Raw genomic sequence first — 18,558 nt, 5'->3', positions numbered from 1 at the left:
CATGGAGCCAGCGCAGTGACACGAGAACTCTGGTCGATTGATGCCCGCGATCCTCGCACAGTGTGGGCCGCCCTAGTGCCAGCACTCGAGGGAACGGGGGCTGCGATTCTGCCGCACCCTGCCTCCCCCTCTGGCCTGCCAGAAACCGTACCCGCGAACGTTGCCGTCGTCGTTGAAACGAGTGGATCGACTGGCCGACCCAAGCGCGTGATGCTCAGTGCTGAGGCGCTGAAGGCGAGTGCTGCGGCATCCGAAGAACTCCTCGGTGGGTCGGGGCAGTGGCTGCTGGCGGTGCCCGCTCACTACATTGCGGGAATCAACGTGCTGGTGCGCTCCCACCTTGCGGGCACCGAGCCTGTGATGATGAAGCCGAACGGTTTTTCTGCCGAAACGTTCATTGCGGCTGCCGGCGAACTCACGGCCGGTCGCCGCTTTGTTTCGTTCGTGCCGGTGCAGTTGGCTCGACTTCTGGAATCAGACGACGCGGTCGACATTCTCGGTACGTTCAGCCGGATTCTGGTCGGCGGCCAGTCGATTCCGGCGACACTTCTTGCGGCGGCCCGCGCTCGCGGCCTGAACGTTACGACCACCTACGGGTCGAGCGAAACCAGCGGAGGCTGCATCTGGGACGGCAGGGCTCTTGACGGCGTGCACGTGCGGCTGGTGGATGATCGCATCGAACTTGCGGGGCCGATGCTGGCCGAAGGCTACCTCAACGATCCGCGGCGCAGCGCATTCTCATTCCGTGAGCATGACGGCACCCGCTGGTACCGCACCGACGATGTTGGCGAATTCGTTGACGGCGTTCTGCGGGTGCGTGGGCGCGCCGACGACATGATCATCTCCGGTGGGGTGAAAGTGTCGCTCGCTGAAGTCGAGACGGCTGTGCGTGCGCTGCCCGGTCACAGCGAGGCCGTGGTTGTTGCCGCGCCGCACCCGGAGTGGGGTGAAGCGCCCGTGGTGGTTACGACATCCGCAATTGATCTAGACACCCTGCGCCAGCTTGTTACCGCACAACTTTTTGCCGCGGCAGCCCCCGCACGAGTGATGTTGATTGATGCGATTCCCCTGTTGGGTACGGGCAAACCCGATCGCCTTGCGCTAGCGTCACTGGTCCTTAAGTAGAATCCCACCGTGGCCTCTTCGAAACAGCAACGCACCGACCCCACGACCATCGCGCCGAAATCACGCACTGGTTCGGCGAAAAAGAACAGTGGTCGCCCCGGCGTCCGCCCGCCCAAAGCGCCCAAGGTCGCAAAAGCGACCGCTCGCGACTGGATTGGGGGCGCCCGCATTCAGACGCTGCCGCTCGCATTCGCGCCGGTAGCGTTGGGAACAGCGGCGGCCTTCGTTCTTCGACTCGATGAAGACGGGGTTGGCTGGCACTGGTTGCGGGCGCTGCTGTGCCTCATCGTTGCCGTCTCCCTTCAAATCGGCGTGAATTTTGCGAACGACTACTCCGATGGTGTGCGCGGAACCGACAACAACCGCGTGGGGCCTCGCCGTCTCACCGGGTCGGGTGCGGCTCGTGGGCGCACCGTGATCACGGTTGCTTTTGTCTGGTTTGGTATCGCAGCTATTGCGGGCATCATTATTGTTGTCCGCAGCGGACACTGGTGGATGCTCGCCGTCGGTGCCGTGGCGATCTTGGCCGCGTACTTCTACACCGGCGGCAAACGCCCCTACGGCTACCTCGGTCTTGGCGAAGTTTTCGTCTTCATCTTCTTTGGGCTTGTCGCGACGGCGGGCACCACATATGTGCTCGCCGACACCGTGACCGTGGAGTCGTGGTTGGCGGCCGTCGCCGTCGGATTGTTTGCCGTTGCGACCCTCATGGTCAACAACATCCGCGATATCGAACAAGACGCAATTGCGGGCAAGCGCACGCTTGCGGTGATGATCGGCAACCTGCCATCGCGCATCTTTTATGTCGTGGCGATGCTCGTGCCATTTGGCATCTTGGGGGCGTTCACGCTGCTGTATGTGAACGCCTATCTGGTGTTCTTTGTGCTGCTTTCAGCCCTGCCGGCCTGCGTGATTGTACTGACCGCCAAAACGGCGCCCGAGCTAATCTTGGCACTGCGGCTGACGGGGCTCACGGCACTGCTGTACGGCCTGGGCCTAGCCTCAGCGATCGCCTTCTAAGCTCTGGGCGTCAGCGGTCGCCTTCCGGGCTCTGGGCGTCAGCGGTCGCCTTCCGGGCTCTGGCGTTCAGCGTCAAGTTCTGCCGCAGCATCCTCTGCATCGCGGTCAGGGTCGTGGCTGGGGCCTGCACGTCGAGCGACAATGTCGCGGGCCACGGCATCCCGCAATGTGCCAAAGAAGATGTAGGAGATTGCGAACCCCAGAATCGCCGCGATCAGTGCCGAGAGCCACCATTCAACTTGAGCGACCATCAACAGCGTGAACGCCGCGGTGAAGATTCCGAGCCGCAGCAGTGAGTAGATGATCCAAGGTTTCACGGCATCAGTCTAGGCTTGCATCCCTCATGCAGCCTGCGAGGATAGACTGGCTGTATGCCTCGTTTACTGGTTGTACTCGCCTTCGCGCTCGTTGCGGTCGACGTGTTCGCCATCGTGGATGTGATCTTGACCGATCGCAAGCGCGTGCGCGCAATGCCCAAGGTGTTGTGGGTGCTCGTGATTGTGCTGCTCCCTGTTATTGGTGTGGTCTTGTGGTTCCTGCTTGGCAAGGCTCGGAGCGTAAAATCGGGTCGAAACCGCGCGGTTGCTCCCGACGACGACCCAAACTTCTTGCGCAACGTGCGCCTCAAAGAAGAGCAAGATGAACGCATTCGCCGCCTTGAACAGGAACTTGCAGATCTCGACGATGACGATAAGACCAACTAGCTCGCCGGCAACCAACTTCTCGGTAGCCCTTCTCGCAGAGTTCGTCCGTCTCGGTGTACGAGACATTGTGGTCAGCCCCGGCTCTCGTTCCCAGGCCCTCGCTCTTGCCGCGGCAGAATTCGATAAGCAGGGTTTGCTGCGCCTGCGCGTGCGCATTGATGAGCGCGTCGGTGCCTTTCTCGCTCTGGGTCTTGCGGTCGAGACCGGTTCGCCGGTTCTTGTGGTCACGACGTCGGGCACGGCGGTTGCCAATCTCCACCCGGCAGTGCTCGAAGCCCACCATTCTGCTGTTCCGCTGATCATCATTAGTGCTGACCGCCCCGATTCGCTGCGGGGAATCGGCTCTAACCAGACCACGCAACAACCGGGTATTTTTGGCACCGCCGTTCATCGCACCTGGGATGTTGACGTTCCCACCGGTGCCGCAGGCGAGATGGATGCCGCAGCACAACTTGCTCGCGATGCCGTCGCAGCGGTAAACGGTCCGGTGCACCTGAACCTCTCCTTTGCTGAACCGCTTTCTGCGCCCTTCACGTGGCACCCGTCCGAGGACGATGTCGCCGTGCAGCCTGACGCGGCAGGCGAACCTGACTATCCCGATTTTTTCAGCGAGCTCGACCCCGGCACTGACAACACCGGCACCCCGCTATCGTCCGGCGCCGCCACACCGTTGGCTCTGAGCCCGATGCCGGCCACCGTGGTCATTGCCGGCACGGGTGCCGGGCCTCGTGCCGAGGAGGTTGCTCGCCAACTGGGGGCGCCGCTTATTGCGGAGGCTGCCAGCGGAGCACATTTTGGCCCCAATCTCGTTGTGGCGTACCGCGAGCTGCTGAACACCGCAAACTTCGGTGATCGGGTGGCGCGCGTGATTGTCTTTGGGCACCCCACGTTGAGCCGCGAAGTCCCGGCGCTCATTCAGCGAAGCGGTGTCGAGACTGTTGTCGTGCGGCACCCCTCGGCCGATGACTACAACCCTGGCCGCTGTGTTCGCCTCTTCGTCGACGACGTTGCTGTGTCGGGCGAGGTAACCGACCGGGCCTGGTTGGGGCGCTGGGTCAGCTCAAGCCGCCAGCTTCTCGAAACTGAAAGCATTGCCCCCAACATTGATGCGGATGCGGGTACGCATGCCAAGTCAGAGCTAGCGATTGTGCGAGCCCGCGTCGACCGGCGCATGTTGGCAGAAGCCGTGTGGCGGGCTACGTGGCCCCACGACCGTCTCGTACTCGGTGCCTCGAGGTTGATTCGCGAAGTTGATCGTGTTGTGCCGGGCAAAAAGGTTTCGGTTCATGCCAATCGCGGGTTAGCCGGAATTGATGGAACCATTTCGACGGCTCTCGGAATTGCCCTCGCCAGTCAAGCGGCGCCCGGCAACGGGGGCATCACTCGAGTGTTGCTTGGTGATCTGGCGATCTTCCACGACGTTGGGGCGCTCATGTTTGGGGTCGGGGAGCCGAGGCCGCGCATCCAAGTCATTGTTGGCAACGATGGTGGCGGCACAATCTTTGACGCCCTCGAAGTTGCTAGCCAGGCTGGCGATGGCTTCGATCGTGTTTTGCTTACTCAGCAAAATGCTTCCATTGAGGCTTTGGCGGTGGCTTATGGCTGGCGTTATGTGTCAGCGGCAACGCGCGGAGAATTAGATCAGGCGCTGTCGGCGAATCCCGAACCAACCATCATTGAGGTCCCGCTGAGCCGCTAAGCAGCTGAGCCGCTGAGCGGCTGGCAGAACTGCAAGAGCGACTCTTCGCTGAGAGCAAGTTCGGTGGTCAGCGCCGGGTTCTGTGGGCTGACTAGCAGCAGGCTCATGAGCTTGCGCTGCGGCGCACGGCAACCGCGGCTGCCCTGTGGTCCGTGGTTCCGGCAAACCATAAATGGTCTGCGCGCTAGGCAAACGCTTCGATGATGGGCCGGAATTTTAGTTCGGTCTCTGCGAGCTCTCGTTCAGCATCCGAACCCGTGACGATGCCCGCACCGGCATATGCGGTGATGCGTGTGCCGTCCACTTGGGCGCAGCGCAACGCTACAGCCCATTCTCCGTTGCCATCCGCGTCGACCCACCCCACTGGCCCGGCGTAGCGACCACGATCAAAGCCCTCGAGTAAGTCAATGATCTGAAGTGCTGCGGGGGTAGGTGTGCCCGCAACCGCCGCGGTGGGGTGCAGTATGCCGATGAGGTCGAGTGCGCTTGACCGCTCAGCCAGTTGACCCTCAATGTCGGTGGCGAGGTGCCAGAGGTTCGGCAGTTGAAGGGCGAACGGTGAGGATGCCGCGTGCAGTTCACGGCTCAGTGGCCGAAGGGCATCCATCACGCTGGCAAGCGCAAGAGCATGTTCTTGTTGATCTTTGAGTGACCCGGTGAGGGTTGCCGCGGCTTGCTCGTCAGAGCTGTGGTTGTCTCCCCGGGCGGCACTCCCTGCCAGTACGCGGGCGCTGACGGTGCCGTTGTGTACGTTTACGAGGGTTTCGGGACTGGAGCCGATGAGGCCGTCTACGGCGAAGGTAAAGGTGTCGGGGTAGCGGGTGGCAAGGGCCGCGATGGGCACGCGCAGGTCGGCGCCGGCGGGGAGCTGGGCGACTTGATCGCGGGCTATCACGAGTTTTTCAGCGCGGGAGAGTGCTATTTCCTGTAGGGCTGCGGTGACGGCGGTCGTGAATGCTGTCGTGCTCATGTCTCCCGGCGCGAAGGAGACGTGAACGGCTGCCCCGTGGGGGTGGCGGGGGAGGGTAGCCAGCGCATCCGTGGTGTCGGGCATCGTGTTCGCTTCGCCGGCGCTGATTGTGGTGACCCAGTGGCTTCCCTCTCGATTACCCACAATGACACGGGGGATGATCAGCACACTGACGGCAGAGGAAGAGCCGGCGAACGCGAAGCTTCCGAAAGCGATCAGGCCCGTACCGGCACGATTGACGCTGTCATGCACGATAGCGGTGCGGGTGAGCTCGCTCCAGGCGGCGGCGGCGGCGGCGAAGCGATCGGCACCACGAAACTCCAGTCGAAGCAACTCGCCAACCCCGACGATTCCTTCACCATTTCGCACGAACGCGAGGGGGTGATCGGGGGCAATCCAATCGAGAATGCGATCTATCTCGTCGCTGGGGCGCGTAACGATTGTGAGCGGCTCACGCTGGTTAGTCATCGCAAATGCCTCGTTTAGTGCCGGGAACGGGCTGCTCTTGAGCCCCATAGTGCCTCACAACTATCACAGTACCGGCCAGTTGCGGTGTAGTAGGTGAGCATCCAGCGTGGGCGCCCTAGACTAGTGCTGTGGGTAAGGCTGACATGAACAAGCGACCGGATGACGTAGCCGGAATGTTTGATGGTGTCGCAAAACATTACGACCGCACCAACACGGTGCTTTCTGCCGGAAATGCGCTGTTATGGCGCGCGGCCACCGTGCGAGCGGTCGCTCCTGCTGCGGGTGAACGCATCCTCGATATTGCTGCGGGCACGGGCACAAGCTCGGCCGCGCTGCACCGCAACGGCGCCCGAGTGGTCGGGCTCGACTTTTCGCCCGGGATGGTTGAGCAGGCCCTCAAGCGTCACAAGAAAATCGAGTTCATTCAGGGCAACGCCGAGAAGTTGCCATTTGGTGACAATGAATTCGATGCGGTGACCATCAGTTTTGGCCTGCGCAACGTGAACGATCCCCGTGCCGCACTCTCAGAGATGTACCGGGTTGTGAAGCCGGGTGGCCGACTCGTGGTCACCGAGTTTTCGAAGCCGCCGGTGGCGATCGTCCGCGCCGGCTACTTCACCTACTTGAACCGCATAATGCCGATCATTGCTGACCGTACAAGTTCCAACCCTGAGGCGTACGCCTACTTAGCGGAGTCGATTCGCGAGTGGCCAGATCAGGGAGAACTGAGCCGGTGGATCCGTGCCGCCGGTTTCACGAGAGTGGCGTACCGCAATCTCACCGCTGGCATAGTCGCCATGCACCGCGGCCATAAGCCGGTGGATCAGTCGGTGCTCGCCTCCGTCGCCAAACGCAAAGATTTAGCCACCCGGCCCATAAAGACCATCAAGACCCCCAAAGACGCCAAACCGAAGCCGTAGCGCTTCGCCAAAGAAATCGGTTGAAAGTGAACCCGAGCGTTCCGCCTGCGCGCCGCAGCAACACCCTGAGTTCCTCATTGGGGCTGGGTGAAAAGCTCTTTGCCTCCAGCGATGAGCGCCGCTTTGCTGCTGCCATCGAAGAGGGCCTGGCGCACGTCGAAGCGGGCCTGCTGTCACAGATAACGTTCGCCGACGAAATTGCGGATGCCACGAGCCGATACCTGCTCGAAGCTGGCGGCAAACGCGTGCGCCCCATGCTGACGCTGCTCACGGCACAGTTGGGCAGCGGCAACAACCCCGACGTCATAACGGCAGCTCAGGCAATAGAGATCACCCACCTAGCCTCGCTCTATCATGACGACGTTATGGATGAGGCGCAGTTGCGACGCGGCGTACCGAGCGCCCAATCGGTGTGGGGCAACTCGGTAGCAATTCTCACCGGAGACCTTCTTTTCGCTCGGGCGAGCAAGCTCATCGCCGGCCTTGGCGAGAAGGCGCTCATCCTGCAGTCGAACACCTTTGAACGGCTGTGCCTCGGGCAGCTGCACGAGACGCTTGGCCCGAAGGCCGACGAGAACCCGGTCGGGCACTACCTTCAGGTACTCGCCGACAAGACAGGGTCGCTCATTGCGACTGCCGCTGAAGTCGGCGTAATGTTCTCGGGCGCTCCCGATGAGTACACGGTGCCGGTGCGCGACTTTGGCGAAAAGATCGGTGTTGCCTTCCAGCTCATCGACGACGTCATTGATCTTTCGGTAGAGACCAGCAAGACCGGCAAAAAACCTGGAACCGATCTGCGCAGCGGAGTGGCGACACTCCCGTTGCTGTACCTGCGCGAGCTCGCGGAGACCGACACTGATGCTGCCGACCTTCTTACTCGCATTGAGCGCGATGTTAACGCCAATTTCTATGGCAAAGGCGACGATGCTGCCATCGATGCTGCGGTCACCGAACTGCGACAGCATCCGGTGACGAAGAAGACTCTGGAAGAAGCCCGACGGTGGGGCAGCGAAGCGGTTGAATCCCTTGCACCCCTTCCCGACGGGCCGGTCAAGAAAGCCCTGACGCGTTTTGCCCAAAGCATCGTCGAACGCTCCAACTAGTACGCCACCCGCCCGCGCGCATCGAGATGAAGGGAAAATGCAACCGATGAGCAAGCTCAGACTCGCCATTGTTGGTGCCGGCCCTGCCGGAATCTACGCCGCCGACATCCTGCTGAAAGCAGAACGACAGTTTGAGGTTTCGATCGACCTGTTTGAGCAACTGCCGGCGCCATACGGTCTTGTGCGTTACGGCGTTGCCCCCGATCATCCACGAATCAAGGGAATCGTTAATGCCCTGCGCGATGTGCTCGACGCCGGCAACATCCGCCTCTTCGGCAATGTCACGTATGGGCGTGACATTACGCTCGACGACCTCAAGAAGCACTACAACGCGGTAATCTTCTCGACCGGTGCGATCAGGGATGCTCCGCTGCCGATTCCCGGAATCAACCTGCCCGGCAGCCACGGTGCTGCTGACTTCGTGAGCTGGTACGACGGACACCCCGATGTGCCGCGCGAATGGGCTCTCGACTCGAAAGAGGTTGCCGTTATTGGCAACGGAAACGTCGCCCTCGATGTCGCCAGAATGCTCGCTAAGCACGCCGATGATCTGCTGCCAACGGAGATTCCCGCCAATGTGTATGACGGTCTCACGGCAAGCCCCGTGACCGACGTGCACGTCTTTGGTCGTCGCGGCCCCATGCAGGTGAAGTTCACTCCTCTTGAACTGCGCGAGTTCGGTGACCTGAACGACGTGGACATGATTCTCTACGAAGAAGACTTTGACTATGACGAGGCATCACAGGCCGCGGTTAAGTCCAACAAGCAAATCATGGTGCTCGACCGCATCTTCACAAAGTGGCGCGGTCACGACACGGGCACGGCCTCGCGCCGACTCCACCTGCACTTTTATGCCGGCCCCGTCGAGATTCTTGGCACCGATCGTGTCGAGGGATTTCGTTATGAGCGCACCACCCCCGACGGCGAGGGCGGAGTGGTCGGTACCGGCGAGTTCCGTGAGATCGCCGTTCAGAGTGTGTACCACGCGGTTGGTTATTTCGGGTCTCCGCTCGACGGCGTTCCTTTCGATGACCACCGAGGAGTGATCCCGAACCGCGAAGGTCAAGTCATTGACGATAATGACGAGCCCGTTCATGGGGTCTACGCCACCGGCTGGATCAAGCGTGGCCCTGTGGGTCTCATCGGGCACACAAAATCTGATGCGATGGAAACCATCAAGAACGTCATGATCGATCAGGCCAACTGGTGGAGCCCTGAGCAGCCTGAAGAGCAGGCAATTGTTGACCTCCTCACAGATCGCGGGATCGACTACACCAACCTGCAGGGGTGGCAGTTGCTGGATGCGCACGAGATTGCTTTGGGTGAGGCTCAGGTGCGCGCGCGAATCAAGCTTGTTGATCGCGGCGAAATGCTTGCGGCATCCCAGGTGAGTGACGGCAATTAGCCGGGCGGTTGCCCGCTCGACTACTGAACAGCGGCAGTGAGCCGTGCAAGGTTGTCGAGCACTTTGGATCGCCGTGGCCGCGTCATCCATTCGTCGAGAGTGAGTTCACGGCTGACGCTGCGGTACTCCTGTTCAAGTTCGCGCATGTCTTTGATGAACTCAGTACCGCGCACCATGACAGAGATCTCAAGGTTGAGACTGAACGAGCGCATATCCATGTTGCTTGAGCCGATTACCGCGACCTGATCGTCGATCGTGAAGTGCTTAGCGTGTAGCACGGTTGGTGTGGGGAATAGCCAAATTTTGACTCCAGCACGCAGCAGCGTCTCGTAGTAGCTTCTCTGGGCATGGTAGACGAGAGCCTGGTCACCAACCTCAGAAACGAAAAGCTGCACATCGAGCCCACTCTGGGCTGCCGTGGTGATGGCGTACAGCATCGAGTCGTCGGGAACGAAGTAGGGGCTGGTGATGATTACGCGCTCCTGGGCGGCGTAGAGCAGCGAGTTGAACAGTCGCAGGTTGTTCTCACCTTCAAAACCCGGGCCACTCGGCACCACCTGAGCGTCGAGGTTCGCGTTGGTGGCCAATGCCGGTGTTTGAGCGCTCTCGCGCACCAGCAGTTCATCGGTTTCGCAGTACCAGTCGGTGATGAACAGCGCGTTGATCCCGGCCACGATGGGCCCCTCAAAGCGCACCATGAGGTCTTTCCATGTGAGGCCGCGCTTTTTATTGACGCGCTTGTTGTAGGCGGAATCAACCATGTTCTGCGAGCCAGTGAATGCGAGCTTGCCGTCGATGACGAGAATCTTGCGGTGGTTGCGCAGGTCGGGGCGTTGGAACTTCCATTTGAGCGGTTGCACGGGGAGCATCACCTGCCATTGCACACCCATTTGCTTGAGGCGACGGATGGTCGTGAAGTATCCGGGAGCCCGCAATGAGGCGAGGTGATCAAGCAGAACACGAACACGAACACCGCGCTGCACGGCGGCTTCTAGCGCGTTGAAGAATGGAGCGGTCGTGGAGTCGAGACTGAGAATGTAGAACTCAACGTGCACAAAGTTGGTGGCCTCACCGACGGCCTCGGTCATCGCGTCCAACGACTCCTGATACTGGGAATACAGTTTCGCCGAGTTGCCACCGACCAGGGGCATAGCACCGAGTGTACGGTTGAGTTCGACTACGGGTTCCAGCCAGGGTGGCCACGGCTGATCTTGCCTCACCTGGTCCATGCCGTCGGTGGTGTCGAGGATGAACTCATTAATCTCGACCTGCTTGTTGCGGCGACCCTTGGGCAGTTTGCGACTCCCAAGAAGCAGGAACAACAGGATTCCGACGTACGGGATGAAGAAAATGGCCAGCAGCCAGGCCATGGCGGTCTGCGGTCGCCGATTGCGCGGAACGTAAATCAGCGAAAGCACCCTGATCACAAAGTCGATGAAGATGAGAACTCCGGCGATGATTGCCGTGAAGTTGATCGCCATCCCGCCATCGTTCATGGCCTAAAGTCTAGCCAGCTTTGGGGATAGTTCAGTTGTTAGCGAAAGTTCACGAACTGAAGAGCAACATCGAGGTCTTTGCCTTTGAGAAGTGCCATTGTCGCTTGCAGGTCATCACGGCTCTTGGACTGCACCCGCAACTCGTCACCCTGAATCTGCGACTTCACGCTCTTGGGTGCTTCGTCACGGATTATCTTGGAAATTTTCTTGGCATCCTCAGAAGAAATACCATTCTTGAGACTGATCTCGATGCGGTACTCCTTGCCGCTGGGGAATGGTTCACCCGCATCAAGGCTGCGCAGCGAAATGCCACGCTTGATGAACTTTGCCTCGAGCACTTCGAGCACTGCCTTCACTCGCTCTTCGGCGCTCGCCTTCAGGAGGAGGTTCTCGCCCGTCCACTCCACCGAGGCACCGACACCTTTAAAGTCGTAGCGCTGGGCAAGCTCCTTTTGCGCCTGGTTGACGGCGTTGTCCGCCTCCATCTGGTCAACTTTGCTCACAATGTCAAACGAAGAATCAGCCATGCGACCATGCTACCCGGGCAACGTGCAGAACGCTCCCCGGCACCTTTTGGCGCATTTTCGCGATGTGGTCACGACTAGCTCAGATTCCTTGTACTCTTATTCAGCGCGTTCGGTCAGATGAATACATGTGGCCGAAGGCGTCTCGGCGAGTTACCCAAGTGGCCAAAGGGATCTGACTGTAAATCAGACTGCATCGCATTCGGGGGTTCGAATCCCTCACTCGCCACCACTTTTTTCAGACGCAGACTCGATGTCAGCCGTCGCCCCAATAGCTAGCTGGGGCCGAGGTTGGGGCCCGGGTGTGGGGCTGCCGGTCGTTGTGCTGGCGGAGCAACATCCAGTACCGAATCCGGTGGTTCCTCACGGCCAGTTCTCTGTGATCTGTGCGCGCGAATGGGAAACTTGTAGACCCAACCGACGGGTCGAAATTCGTGGGCGGCGGATGCCATGGCCCAGCACACAAGAATCGAGACGACAAAAAGTGTGGGAACAATCGCTTCGGAGCGGGTGACTCCCGCGTCGTACAGCAGGCGATATCCGACCAGGACGACAGGAAAATGGGTCACGTAAAAAATGAGGCTGTTTTGGCCCAGATAGGACAGAACGGCAACCACCCGCTTGTTCGCCTCCAGTGCCATGCACACTCGAATCAGGGCCGCGATGCCCACAATCACCCACGCCGCCAGGAGGGGGTCGTACTGGGGGGCGCTGCCAAGAACGGACTGGAGCGAGAGGGCCGCAGCGAGCAGAGCAACCGCGATTGTGCCGGGCGCCGACTTCACCCACGGCGACCACCGTCTGATGTGCCGGAATGCGAATACTCCCATGATGAAGAAACCGTAGAGGAGCAGAAGCCGATCGAGCTTGTACCAGTCGGGTAATACGGTGGCGAGCGCGAAAGCAACAATCGCGACCGCCAAGGGATTCAGCGATCGGGTCGCAAAATAGAGGGCGTAGAAGACGGCAAGGAACCAGAGAAACCACAGTGTCGGATGTGACGGCGTGAGAATGGCGCGCAGATCAGTGAGCGTGAACTGTTGGTAGATGGCCAGGGGCATCACAACGCCCCACACGGCAAGGGGCCAGACGATCGCCGCTAGTTTGCCTTGGGCATATCGCCGAAAACCTTTCGCTGCAGACTGCTCTACCAGCATTCCTGCCACGAGCACGAGCCCGGGCATGCGGTACGGATCGAAGACGGAGTCGATGACGGCGAAGAACGGATGCCCGGGGTTGCCGTCCCACTCTAGAACGGACACCGAGTGGTGGAAGATAACGAATGCCACCGCGAGTCCGCGAAACATGTCCATCCAGACCATGCGTGGTTGGGTGGTAGGCAATTCTCTGTCCATTCGTCGGTCTTCGAAGAACCGTACAACATGACACCCGTAGACCACTGAAACGAGGGGTTAGACCAGCAGCAGCGGCGGCATAGGCTTAAGCCATGTCTCATGTTGAACTTCTTACTCTCGCCACCAGCGTTGCCACCCAGGCGGCAGAGCTCGCCGCTCGCCGCCGCGTTGAGGGTGTTGCCGTTGCCGACCTGAAGACCTCAGCGGTGGATGTTGTGACCTACGCCGACCGCGAGGGTGAGCAGCTGATCCGCGGTCTTCTTGCCGACGCTCGCCCCGATGATGGGTTCTGCGGTGAAGAGAGTGGAACGTCGAAGGGAACCAGTGGACTGACGTGGGTAGTCGACCCGATCGACGGCACCGTGAACTACCTGTACGGCATCCCGCATTATTCGGTCAGCGTCGCGGTGGTCGAAGGGGAGCCTGACCCGGCTACGTGGCGTGCGCTCGCCGGTGCTGTCGTGAATCCCGGCGCACGCGAGACTTACACGGCGACGGTCGGTGGGGGATCGTTTCTGAACGGGGAACGCCTCCGGGTTGCGGATGGGGTAGATCTCGCTGAGGCGCTCATAGGTACGGGGTTCGCTTACCTGCAAGAACTGCGGTCGGAGCAGGGGCGTGTAATCGCTGAGCTTCTTCCGCAGGTGCGCGACATCCGCAGGATGGGAACGGCGTCTCTTGACTTGTGCATGGTGGCATCGGGGCGGATGAATGGGTACTTTGAGCGTGGCCTTAATCCTTGGGATCATGCCGCCGGGGCCCTCATTGCGCGTGAGGCGGGGGCGACAGTGAAAGGCCGGCGGAATGACACTGAGGGCAAAGATTTCATTCTGGCTGCCGAGCCCTCCGTGGCAGTGCTTCTGGATGCCGCCTTGGCGCGGCTTAGCGCGTGAGTAGGCCACGTGAACGAGGGGTAGCGAGCAGCCTGAGCGCACGCTAACCTTTATAAATCTGTTACCTGCGCACGATCAGATTGTGCGCCGGGTATACACCTGAGTTTTGCATTCACACCTAGCAGGTGAATCGCGTGGAGGAGAAGAGTGTCACTGACGAGCGTGGGCGCCGCAGTGACCTTCTCCTCACGTGAAACGGGGTTCGTGAAGTGAACCGCGATACCGCGTTGCCGCAGCGACCAGACGAGGGCAACGGAATCCCTCTCACGCGCAGACAATTGCGTGAACGCGAGCGAGCGGCAGAGATCGTGGCCGAACATGTTTCGGCGGGGGAGACCGATCACATCGATGTACCACCGATGCCAGTTTGGGTTGCGGCTGCGCGACGCACTGAGGCTGGTCGGCGGGGTAAGCGCGGCGAAGCGTTCGCATCCCGAGCTCTTTCCGGGGTTGCAATGCTTTTTGTTGGGGCGCTCTTGGTTGGCCTATCGGTGCCGTCGAATGCCTTTGTCTCTACCGCAGCTAGCGACACAACCGGCGCCTCCCTGTCGGAGGGTGCGGCACAGCTCACAGCTGAGGTGCGGCCGTCGCAGTCATTGGCTGTCTCTGACGAAGTTGTGAATGATGTTGCGAGACAGGACGGCCTTAAGGTCATTTCTTATGCCGAAGTCCTTGCCGTTAAGTTTGCCGGCGTCAGCTATGAATACCGCACCACAGACGGTGCGATTCGCTGGCCTTTCCCCTATGAAATTCCTATCACTGATGGTTACGGTGAACGCATGGGGGGTTTCCATAAGGGAACAGATTTTGCGGCCGCCGAGGGAACGCCGATCTACGCCATTGCTGATGGGGTGGTTTCCTACATTGAGTCTGACTATTCGGGTTACGGGTACCACGCAATCATCACCCACGTCGTCAATGGTCAGCAGGTGCAGAGCCAGTATGCCCACATGGTTAAAGCGTCGAGCCCTCTCGTGGTGGGCGACCCAGTTCGGGTCGGCGATTTTGTCGGGCTTGTTGGGCAAACAGGCATCTCTTACGGTGCGCATTTGCACCTCGAAATTCATCTCGATGGCGTACCGATTGACCCCTTTGCGTGGTTGACCGCAAATGCGGTCAACTAATCGAGCGCAACCGCCAGATTTGGGCGAATATCGTACGGTGAGCCGCTGAACGGATGTTAGTCTCTTACGGTGCCAATCGCGTGATCTGCGCTTTTGTGTGCCCCCTTAGCTCATTGGTAGAGCACTTCCTTGGTAAGGAAGAGGTAGTGGGTCCGATTCCCACAGGGGGCTCGGTCATCCGGTAATGCGGGTGCCGTGGCTGAGTAGCTCAGTTGGTGAGAGCGCACGACTCATAATCGTGAGGTCGCGGGTTCGAATCCCGCCTCAGCTACAACTGGCGGTTTCATTCTTTGAAACAGTATTGTTCATTTAATTGATTGACCGCGGACATCTTGATGAGATCTTTCCGTTCGCAGTCGATCAAGGCGGCACTTTAGGTCGCGGATCCTGCCAGGGTTCTCGTTAACGACGAATAAGCCTGCTTTTGGGCAGGCTGAATTGTTTCGGTCGTGCGGTAGCGGTAGCGGAAGCGTTGTCTGGGTTTGGGTGCAGGTTACCCGGGTGGTGCGGCGGCCTGAGCGGTGACTAGGCGGGCCAGAGGGCGCTTGTTCTCGTCTTTTCGACGGCGTGCGCGGATGGGCTTCTCGACGGCTTTGTCTCGGAGCTTCAGTATGAATGCCGCTATTGACCGCAGGTTGAACGAGCTGATGGAGAGAGCGGTGACTAGATAGTTCGAACTAAAACCTCGGCCGGAGCACTTTTTGGTGTTCCCGAGGTCTTCTTGATTGGCGTCTTTGAAGCGCGAGTTCGAAGCTTCGACGAGGTTGCGCATGCCGTAATGATTGGACCACTCTTCGCTCATGTAGGCGAATCGTTGCAAGTGTTTGAGGGGCTGGAGGACACGCGACTTGCCGCCGGTTTCTTTCGCCTTGACGGTTTTCTCCGGAATCAGCAGCGGAATCATGATGCTCTTCTTGCCGTCGAGCGAAGTATGCGGCACGGGGGACTTGGTTGGATAGGTGAACCGTTGGTAGCCGTCAGGGTCAGGCAGACCCTTGGCAATCATGCGGTAGTTGCTGCGGTTCTTCAGACGAGCGAGGAGGGCGGCGCGTTTTTGGTTGTAATCGACTCGCTCGAATTCAGACCGCGATTTCTCCAAATCGACAAGGTCTTTGGTCGCGTCAATGAGTTTTTGGGGCATGCTGCGAACATGCCAGTTTCCATCGACTAGGTAGAGGTCTGCGTAAATCCCTTGTAGTCCTAAGTCCTTAGCTCTGTAGTCGATGACGAGTTCGACCCCGGCTTTGCGGGCCGGAATATGGAACGTTTCGATTCGACTGTTGTTGTAGGCGCGGTCGGCCATGACGAGAAAGCGGTCAAGGCCGAAAGCGGCCTTGTGAAGCTCGATGAGCTTCATGCCGTGGCCAACGAGCATTCCAGGTTTATGGAAGCTGATGGCGGTGACGACGGATGGGAACGACTCGCTTTCGGATGGGCGATTCCACACCGTTGTTGCAGTTTCTACTTCGTACCCTGCGACATCGGTTTTCGCGCCCTTGCCATCGTGTTTACCACCACGACGATATCGTCCTGAGAACGGGTCGGGGTTGCTTCGATTGAGTTCTAGGTTGGTCGGGTTCTGCCTTCCTTGCACTGCAATGAGGCTTGCATCGATGGCGCAGTTGCCTTGATATTGGCGCAGGAACTCCGCCGGCATGGTTCGCGCCGAAGCGAGCACTAGTTGGTTGCAGAGCCAGTCGATACGGTCGAGATTCCGCTCGTGCTCTTCCTTGCCTTCGCCCTGGGTGATGTCCGCGAGTCGTGCGGCGTAGTCCCCGGATTTCATTCTTCCGTCCAGCGGGAACGGGTAGGGGTCGATGTGGCCAAGTATTTGTTTCAGTCCGCGCCAGAAGCGGTGATACCAGTCCATCTTGTCGGATGGCTTGTTCGGGATTCCCAACAGCTCGAAGTGTTTTGTCCCAAACCGTCGGTGAAGAGTGTTCGCGATGTCCAAGTAAACGACGCCTCGCCCCATTTGAATATGTAGCAGCATGATGGGAAGGATGGCGGTCAATGGCAGGACGCGTTTACGTCCTGCCATTGAAGTGCGAGCTTCGCTGTCCCACTGCATAATTTTTTCGTTGATTCCGGAGTTCTCGATGAGCGCGATGGAATTGCGAAGGTACGCCAGAGATACGGGGCCGAGAGCGTGTTCGTCGTCGCGTTCCTCGGAGCCCATCCCGAATGTGTCGGCCATCCGCTGCTCGCATAGGGCGAGGGCAGCTTTGCTTGATTCAGCTCTTGTGCTCAAGGGCGCTCATCACCTCGCAGCATCACGCGGTACTCGGCTATCGGCGCGGACTCCACGTAGGCCAAATACTGGTTGAGGTTTTCGAATTGAGCCATGCCGCCAGCACGGAGAAGTTCCTTTATCGAGGTGCCCATTCTGAGGTGGGTTGTAATCCACGTTGCTCGAAGTCGTGTGAGCACAGGAACGACTCCCATGGTTCGGTACATGAAATCGCTCACCATGTTGTTGCCACTGGGCGCACGTGGCCCGCCCCACAGCAATTCGGCATCGGGATACCCGTCGACTAGAAGCGTTGCCCACTCTTCCCATTCGCGAAGCATGGGCACAGAGCGCTCGTTTCTGCCGCGAACTCTCACGAGCACGCCGTCGTCGTCGATTGTTACGTCAGTGCGGCGGAGAGTGCGCAACTCGCCAGGCTGGAGGCCGGCTCCCACAGTGAACGCGACAAGCAGCATGCAGCGGTGGCGGGAGAGTGCAGTTTTCTGTCCTGCGGCCCACAAGGCATGGGCTTTCATTTCAGCCGCGGTGTAGGGGGCTTGTATCTTGCGCTTGTGCATCGCGGTTAGTTTGTGGGGCGAGTTGGGGAGCACGGAGGCTGAGATTGCCAGAAGCACCGAGCGGTAGGAGCCGCCAGTTCCCTCGCGGGTAAACTCGGTCGTGCAGTAGCGGTCGATGAGGGTCGGCGCGAAGATGAGCTCGGCCCGGAGCTCAAGGCCATGCTCCTCGACGCACCACATCACGAATGGTGCGGCAATGCGCATCAGCTTGCTGGCGTCGCGATTACCTGCCAGCGCTGTGGTGGTGACGGCCTCCATGACGAAAGAGCGCGCTTCATCCCACGCGAGCCGGTACTGTTTCGGCTTATAGCGCCTAGTCAACTGAGCGATGACCTCCGTGGCAGAGAGTGCCACCCCGTTGCCCGGAGCTTCGGTCTTGGGTGCTTGTTTCGTCGATGGGGTTGAGAGAGATGTGTTCATGTCCATCTCTATGCGGCGAGTTTTTCGCCGGGTGGGAGTTTTCCCGATGGAGGCTTCTCGTCCGCCTCTCGGAAGAGAGCCCGCAGTTGGTTTCGTGGCAATAGTTCATGCAAGACCCCCCCTGAGCATTTGCGGCGATAACTACCGCCACTAACTATGGCGAAGGCCACCGACATTCCCGCTACGCTCGATCCATGAGCCCCCGCCCCACTCGTGCCCTGCCGGTCGAATTGTGTGCGGACTGGCCCAATGTGCCCTGTGCGGACCCGATCGCTGAACAGGCTAGACAGCTTGTGCTGAACCTTCGAGAGGCTATTGGCGAGCGCAGCATCCGCGAGATCGCGTCGGCGATCGAGGTCGACCGCGCCACGATAGGGGTAATGCTGCAAGGGAAGTCGTGGCCGGACATCGTCACGTTAGCGAAACTGGAACAACAACTGGGTCCGCTCTGGCCCAGGTCGTAGCCAGCATCGGTCACACAACCCATTGCCGACCCGAACGGGGTCCCCTCCGATATCGGATGT

17 protein-coding genes and 3 tRNA genes are annotated in these 18,558 nt (G+C 59.8%); 13 read left to right on the top strand and 7 right to left on the bottom strand.

Features of this window, described 5'->3' with window-relative positions; all coding sequences use genetic code 11:
* Nucleotides 1–15: 15 nt before the first annotated feature.
* Together FB472_RS05220 and FB472_RS05215 are read left to right on the top strand one after the other, a co-directional pair.
* Nucleotides 16–1,125, top strand: coding sequence for an AMP-binding protein (locus FB472_RS05220; RefSeq protein WP_141989964.1), 1,110 nt, complete (start codon nt 16–18; stop codon nt 1,123–1,125).
* Nucleotides 1,126–1,134: 9 nt separating this feature from the next.
* On the top strand, nt 1,135–2,145 hold the full coding sequence (locus FB472_RS05215) for a 1,4-dihydroxy-2-naphthoate polyprenyltransferase (protein WP_141989963.1): 1,011 nt from the start codon (nt 1,135–1,137) through the stop codon (nt 2,143–2,145).
* Nucleotides 2,146–2,183: 38 nt separating this feature from the next.
* Here FB472_RS05215 and FB472_RS05210 read toward each other — a convergent pair whose 3' ends face one another.
* Nucleotides 2,184–2,462, bottom strand: a complete 279-nt coding sequence (locus FB472_RS05210) for a DUF4229 domain-containing protein (RefSeq protein ID WP_141989962.1) — start codon at nt 2,460–2,462, stop codon at nt 2,184–2,186.
* A gap of 54 nt (nt 2,463–2,516) precedes the next feature.
* Between FB472_RS05210 and FB472_RS05205 the strand changes: the two genes are divergently transcribed.
* A complete protein-coding gene (locus FB472_RS05205; RefSeq protein WP_141989960.1) occupies nt 2,517–2,849 on the top strand; it encodes a PLDc N-terminal domain-containing protein in 333 nt (110 codons plus the stop codon).
* Complete coding sequence (gene menD, locus FB472_RS05200) at nt 2,830–4,548, top strand: 2-succinyl-5-enolpyruvyl-6-hydroxy-3-cyclohexene-1-carboxylic-acid synthase (RefSeq protein WP_141989958.1); 1,719 nt, start codon at nt 2,830–2,832, stop codon at nt 4,546–4,548. The genes FB472_RS05205 and menD overlap by 20 nt, the downstream gene beginning before the upstream one ends.
* A gap of 184 nt (nt 4,549–4,732) precedes the next feature.
* Here menD and FB472_RS05190 read toward each other — a convergent pair whose 3' ends face one another.
* Complete coding sequence (locus FB472_RS05190) at nt 4,733–5,986, bottom strand: isochorismate synthase (RefSeq protein WP_141989957.1); 1,254 nt, start codon at nt 5,984–5,986, stop codon at nt 4,733–4,735.
* A 128-nt stretch (nt 5,987–6,114) separates the two neighbouring features.
* Between FB472_RS05190 and ubiE the strand changes: the two genes are divergently transcribed.
* From ubiE to FB472_RS05175, 3 genes are read left to right on the top strand one after another with little or no spacing between them, the layout of a single operon-like run.
* A complete protein-coding gene (ubiE, locus tag FB472_RS05185) occupies nt 6,115–6,906 on the top strand; it encodes a bifunctional demethylmenaquinone methyltransferase/2-methoxy-6-polyprenyl-1,4-benzoquinol methylase UbiE (RefSeq protein ID WP_342775539.1) in 792 nt (263 codons plus the stop codon).
* 26 nt (nt 6,907–6,932) lie between these two features.
* Nucleotides 6,933–8,009 carry a polyprenyl synthetase family protein gene (locus FB472_RS05180; protein ID WP_141989955.1) on the top strand — a complete coding sequence of 359 codons (1,077 nt, stop codon included), beginning with the start codon at nt 6,933–6,935 and terminating at the stop codon, nt 8,007–8,009.
* A 46-nt stretch (nt 8,010–8,055) separates the two neighbouring features.
* Entirely contained in the window at nt 8,056–9,414 is a 1,359-nt protein-coding gene (locus FB472_RS05175) for an FAD-dependent oxidoreductase (RefSeq protein ID WP_141989953.1), read from the top strand.
* Between the two features lie 20 nt (nt 9,415–9,434).
* Here FB472_RS05175 and cls read toward each other — a convergent pair whose 3' ends face one another.
* Both cls and FB472_RS05165 read right to left on the bottom strand, forming a co-directional pair.
* Nucleotides 9,435–10,910 carry a cardiolipin synthase gene (gene cls, locus FB472_RS05170; RefSeq protein ID WP_141989951.1) on the bottom strand — a complete coding sequence of 492 codons (1,476 nt, stop codon included), beginning with the start codon at nt 10,908–10,910 and terminating at the stop codon, nt 9,435–9,437.
* A gap of 38 nt (nt 10,911–10,948) precedes the next feature.
* On the bottom strand, nt 10,949–11,437 hold the full coding sequence (locus FB472_RS05165) for a YajQ family cyclic di-GMP-binding protein (RefSeq protein ID WP_141989950.1): 489 nt from the start codon (nt 11,435–11,437) through the stop codon (nt 10,949–10,951).
* Nucleotides 11,438–11,581: 144 nt separating this feature from the next.
* Between FB472_RS05165 and FB472_RS05160 the strand changes: the two genes are divergently transcribed.
* Nucleotides 11,582–11,666: transfer RNA gene (locus FB472_RS05160), tRNA-Tyr, on the top strand.
* 43 nt (nt 11,667–11,709) lie between these two features.
* On the opposite strand, the gene FB472_RS05155 is transcribed toward FB472_RS05160, so the two are convergent.
* The gene (locus tag FB472_RS05155; RefSeq protein WP_170192020.1) at nt 11,710–12,777 is read right to left on the bottom strand and encodes an acyltransferase family protein; all 1,068 of its coding nucleotides are present in this window, start codon (nt 12,775–12,777) and stop codon (nt 11,710–11,712) included.
* A 104-nt stretch (nt 12,778–12,881) separates the two neighbouring features.
* Here FB472_RS05155 and FB472_RS05150 point away from each other — a divergent pair, with 104 nt between their 5' ends.
* The 4 genes from FB472_RS05150 to FB472_RS05135 all read left to right on the top strand — a co-directional run bounded on the left by FB472_RS05150 (nt 12,882) and on the right by FB472_RS05135 (nt 15,077).
* Complete coding sequence (locus FB472_RS05150; protein WP_141989947.1) at nt 12,882–13,682, top strand: inositol monophosphatase family protein; 801 nt, start codon at nt 12,882–12,884, stop codon at nt 13,680–13,682.
* 209 nt (nt 13,683–13,891) lie between these two features.
* Nucleotides 13,892–14,806: a M23 family metallopeptidase gene (locus FB472_RS05145; protein ID WP_141989946.1), complete on the top strand. Its 915-nt coding sequence runs from the start codon at nt 13,892–13,894 to the stop codon at nt 14,804–14,806.
* A 99-nt stretch (nt 14,807–14,905) separates the two neighbouring features.
* Nucleotides 14,906–14,977: transfer RNA gene (locus FB472_RS05140), tRNA-Thr, on the top strand.
* A 26-nt stretch (nt 14,978–15,003) separates the two neighbouring features.
* Nucleotides 15,004–15,077: transfer RNA gene (locus FB472_RS05135), tRNA-Met, on the top strand.
* Nucleotides 15,078–15,299: 222 nt separating this feature from the next.
* Here FB472_RS05135 and FB472_RS05130 read toward each other — a convergent pair.
* Nucleotides 15,300–17,003, bottom strand: coding sequence for a hypothetical protein (locus FB472_RS05130; protein ID WP_170192019.1), 1,704 nt, complete (start codon nt 17,001–17,003; stop codon nt 15,300–15,302).
* 50 nt (nt 17,004–17,053) lie between these two features.
* Nucleotides 17,054–18,034 (bottom strand): site-specific integrase, encoded by a 981-nt coding sequence (locus FB472_RS05125; RefSeq protein ID WP_141989943.1) that lies wholly within the window; start codon nt 18,032–18,034, stop codon nt 17,054–17,056.
* Between the two features lie 194 nt (nt 18,035–18,228).
* Between FB472_RS05125 and FB472_RS05120 the strand changes: the two genes are divergently transcribed.
* A complete protein-coding gene (locus tag FB472_RS05120; RefSeq protein WP_141989941.1) occupies nt 18,229–18,498 on the top strand; it encodes a helix-turn-helix domain-containing protein in 270 nt (89 codons plus the stop codon).
* The last annotated feature ends 60 nt before the right edge of the window (nt 18,499–18,558 follow it).

Source organism: Rhodoglobus vestalii, from assembly GCF_006788895.1.
Classification (GTDB): Bacteria; Actinomycetota; Actinomycetes; order Actinomycetales; family Microbacteriaceae; genus Rhodoglobus; species Rhodoglobus vestalii.
The sequence above is the reverse complement of the archived record's forward strand: the minus strand, read 5'-3'. Positions and strand labels throughout refer to the sequence as shown.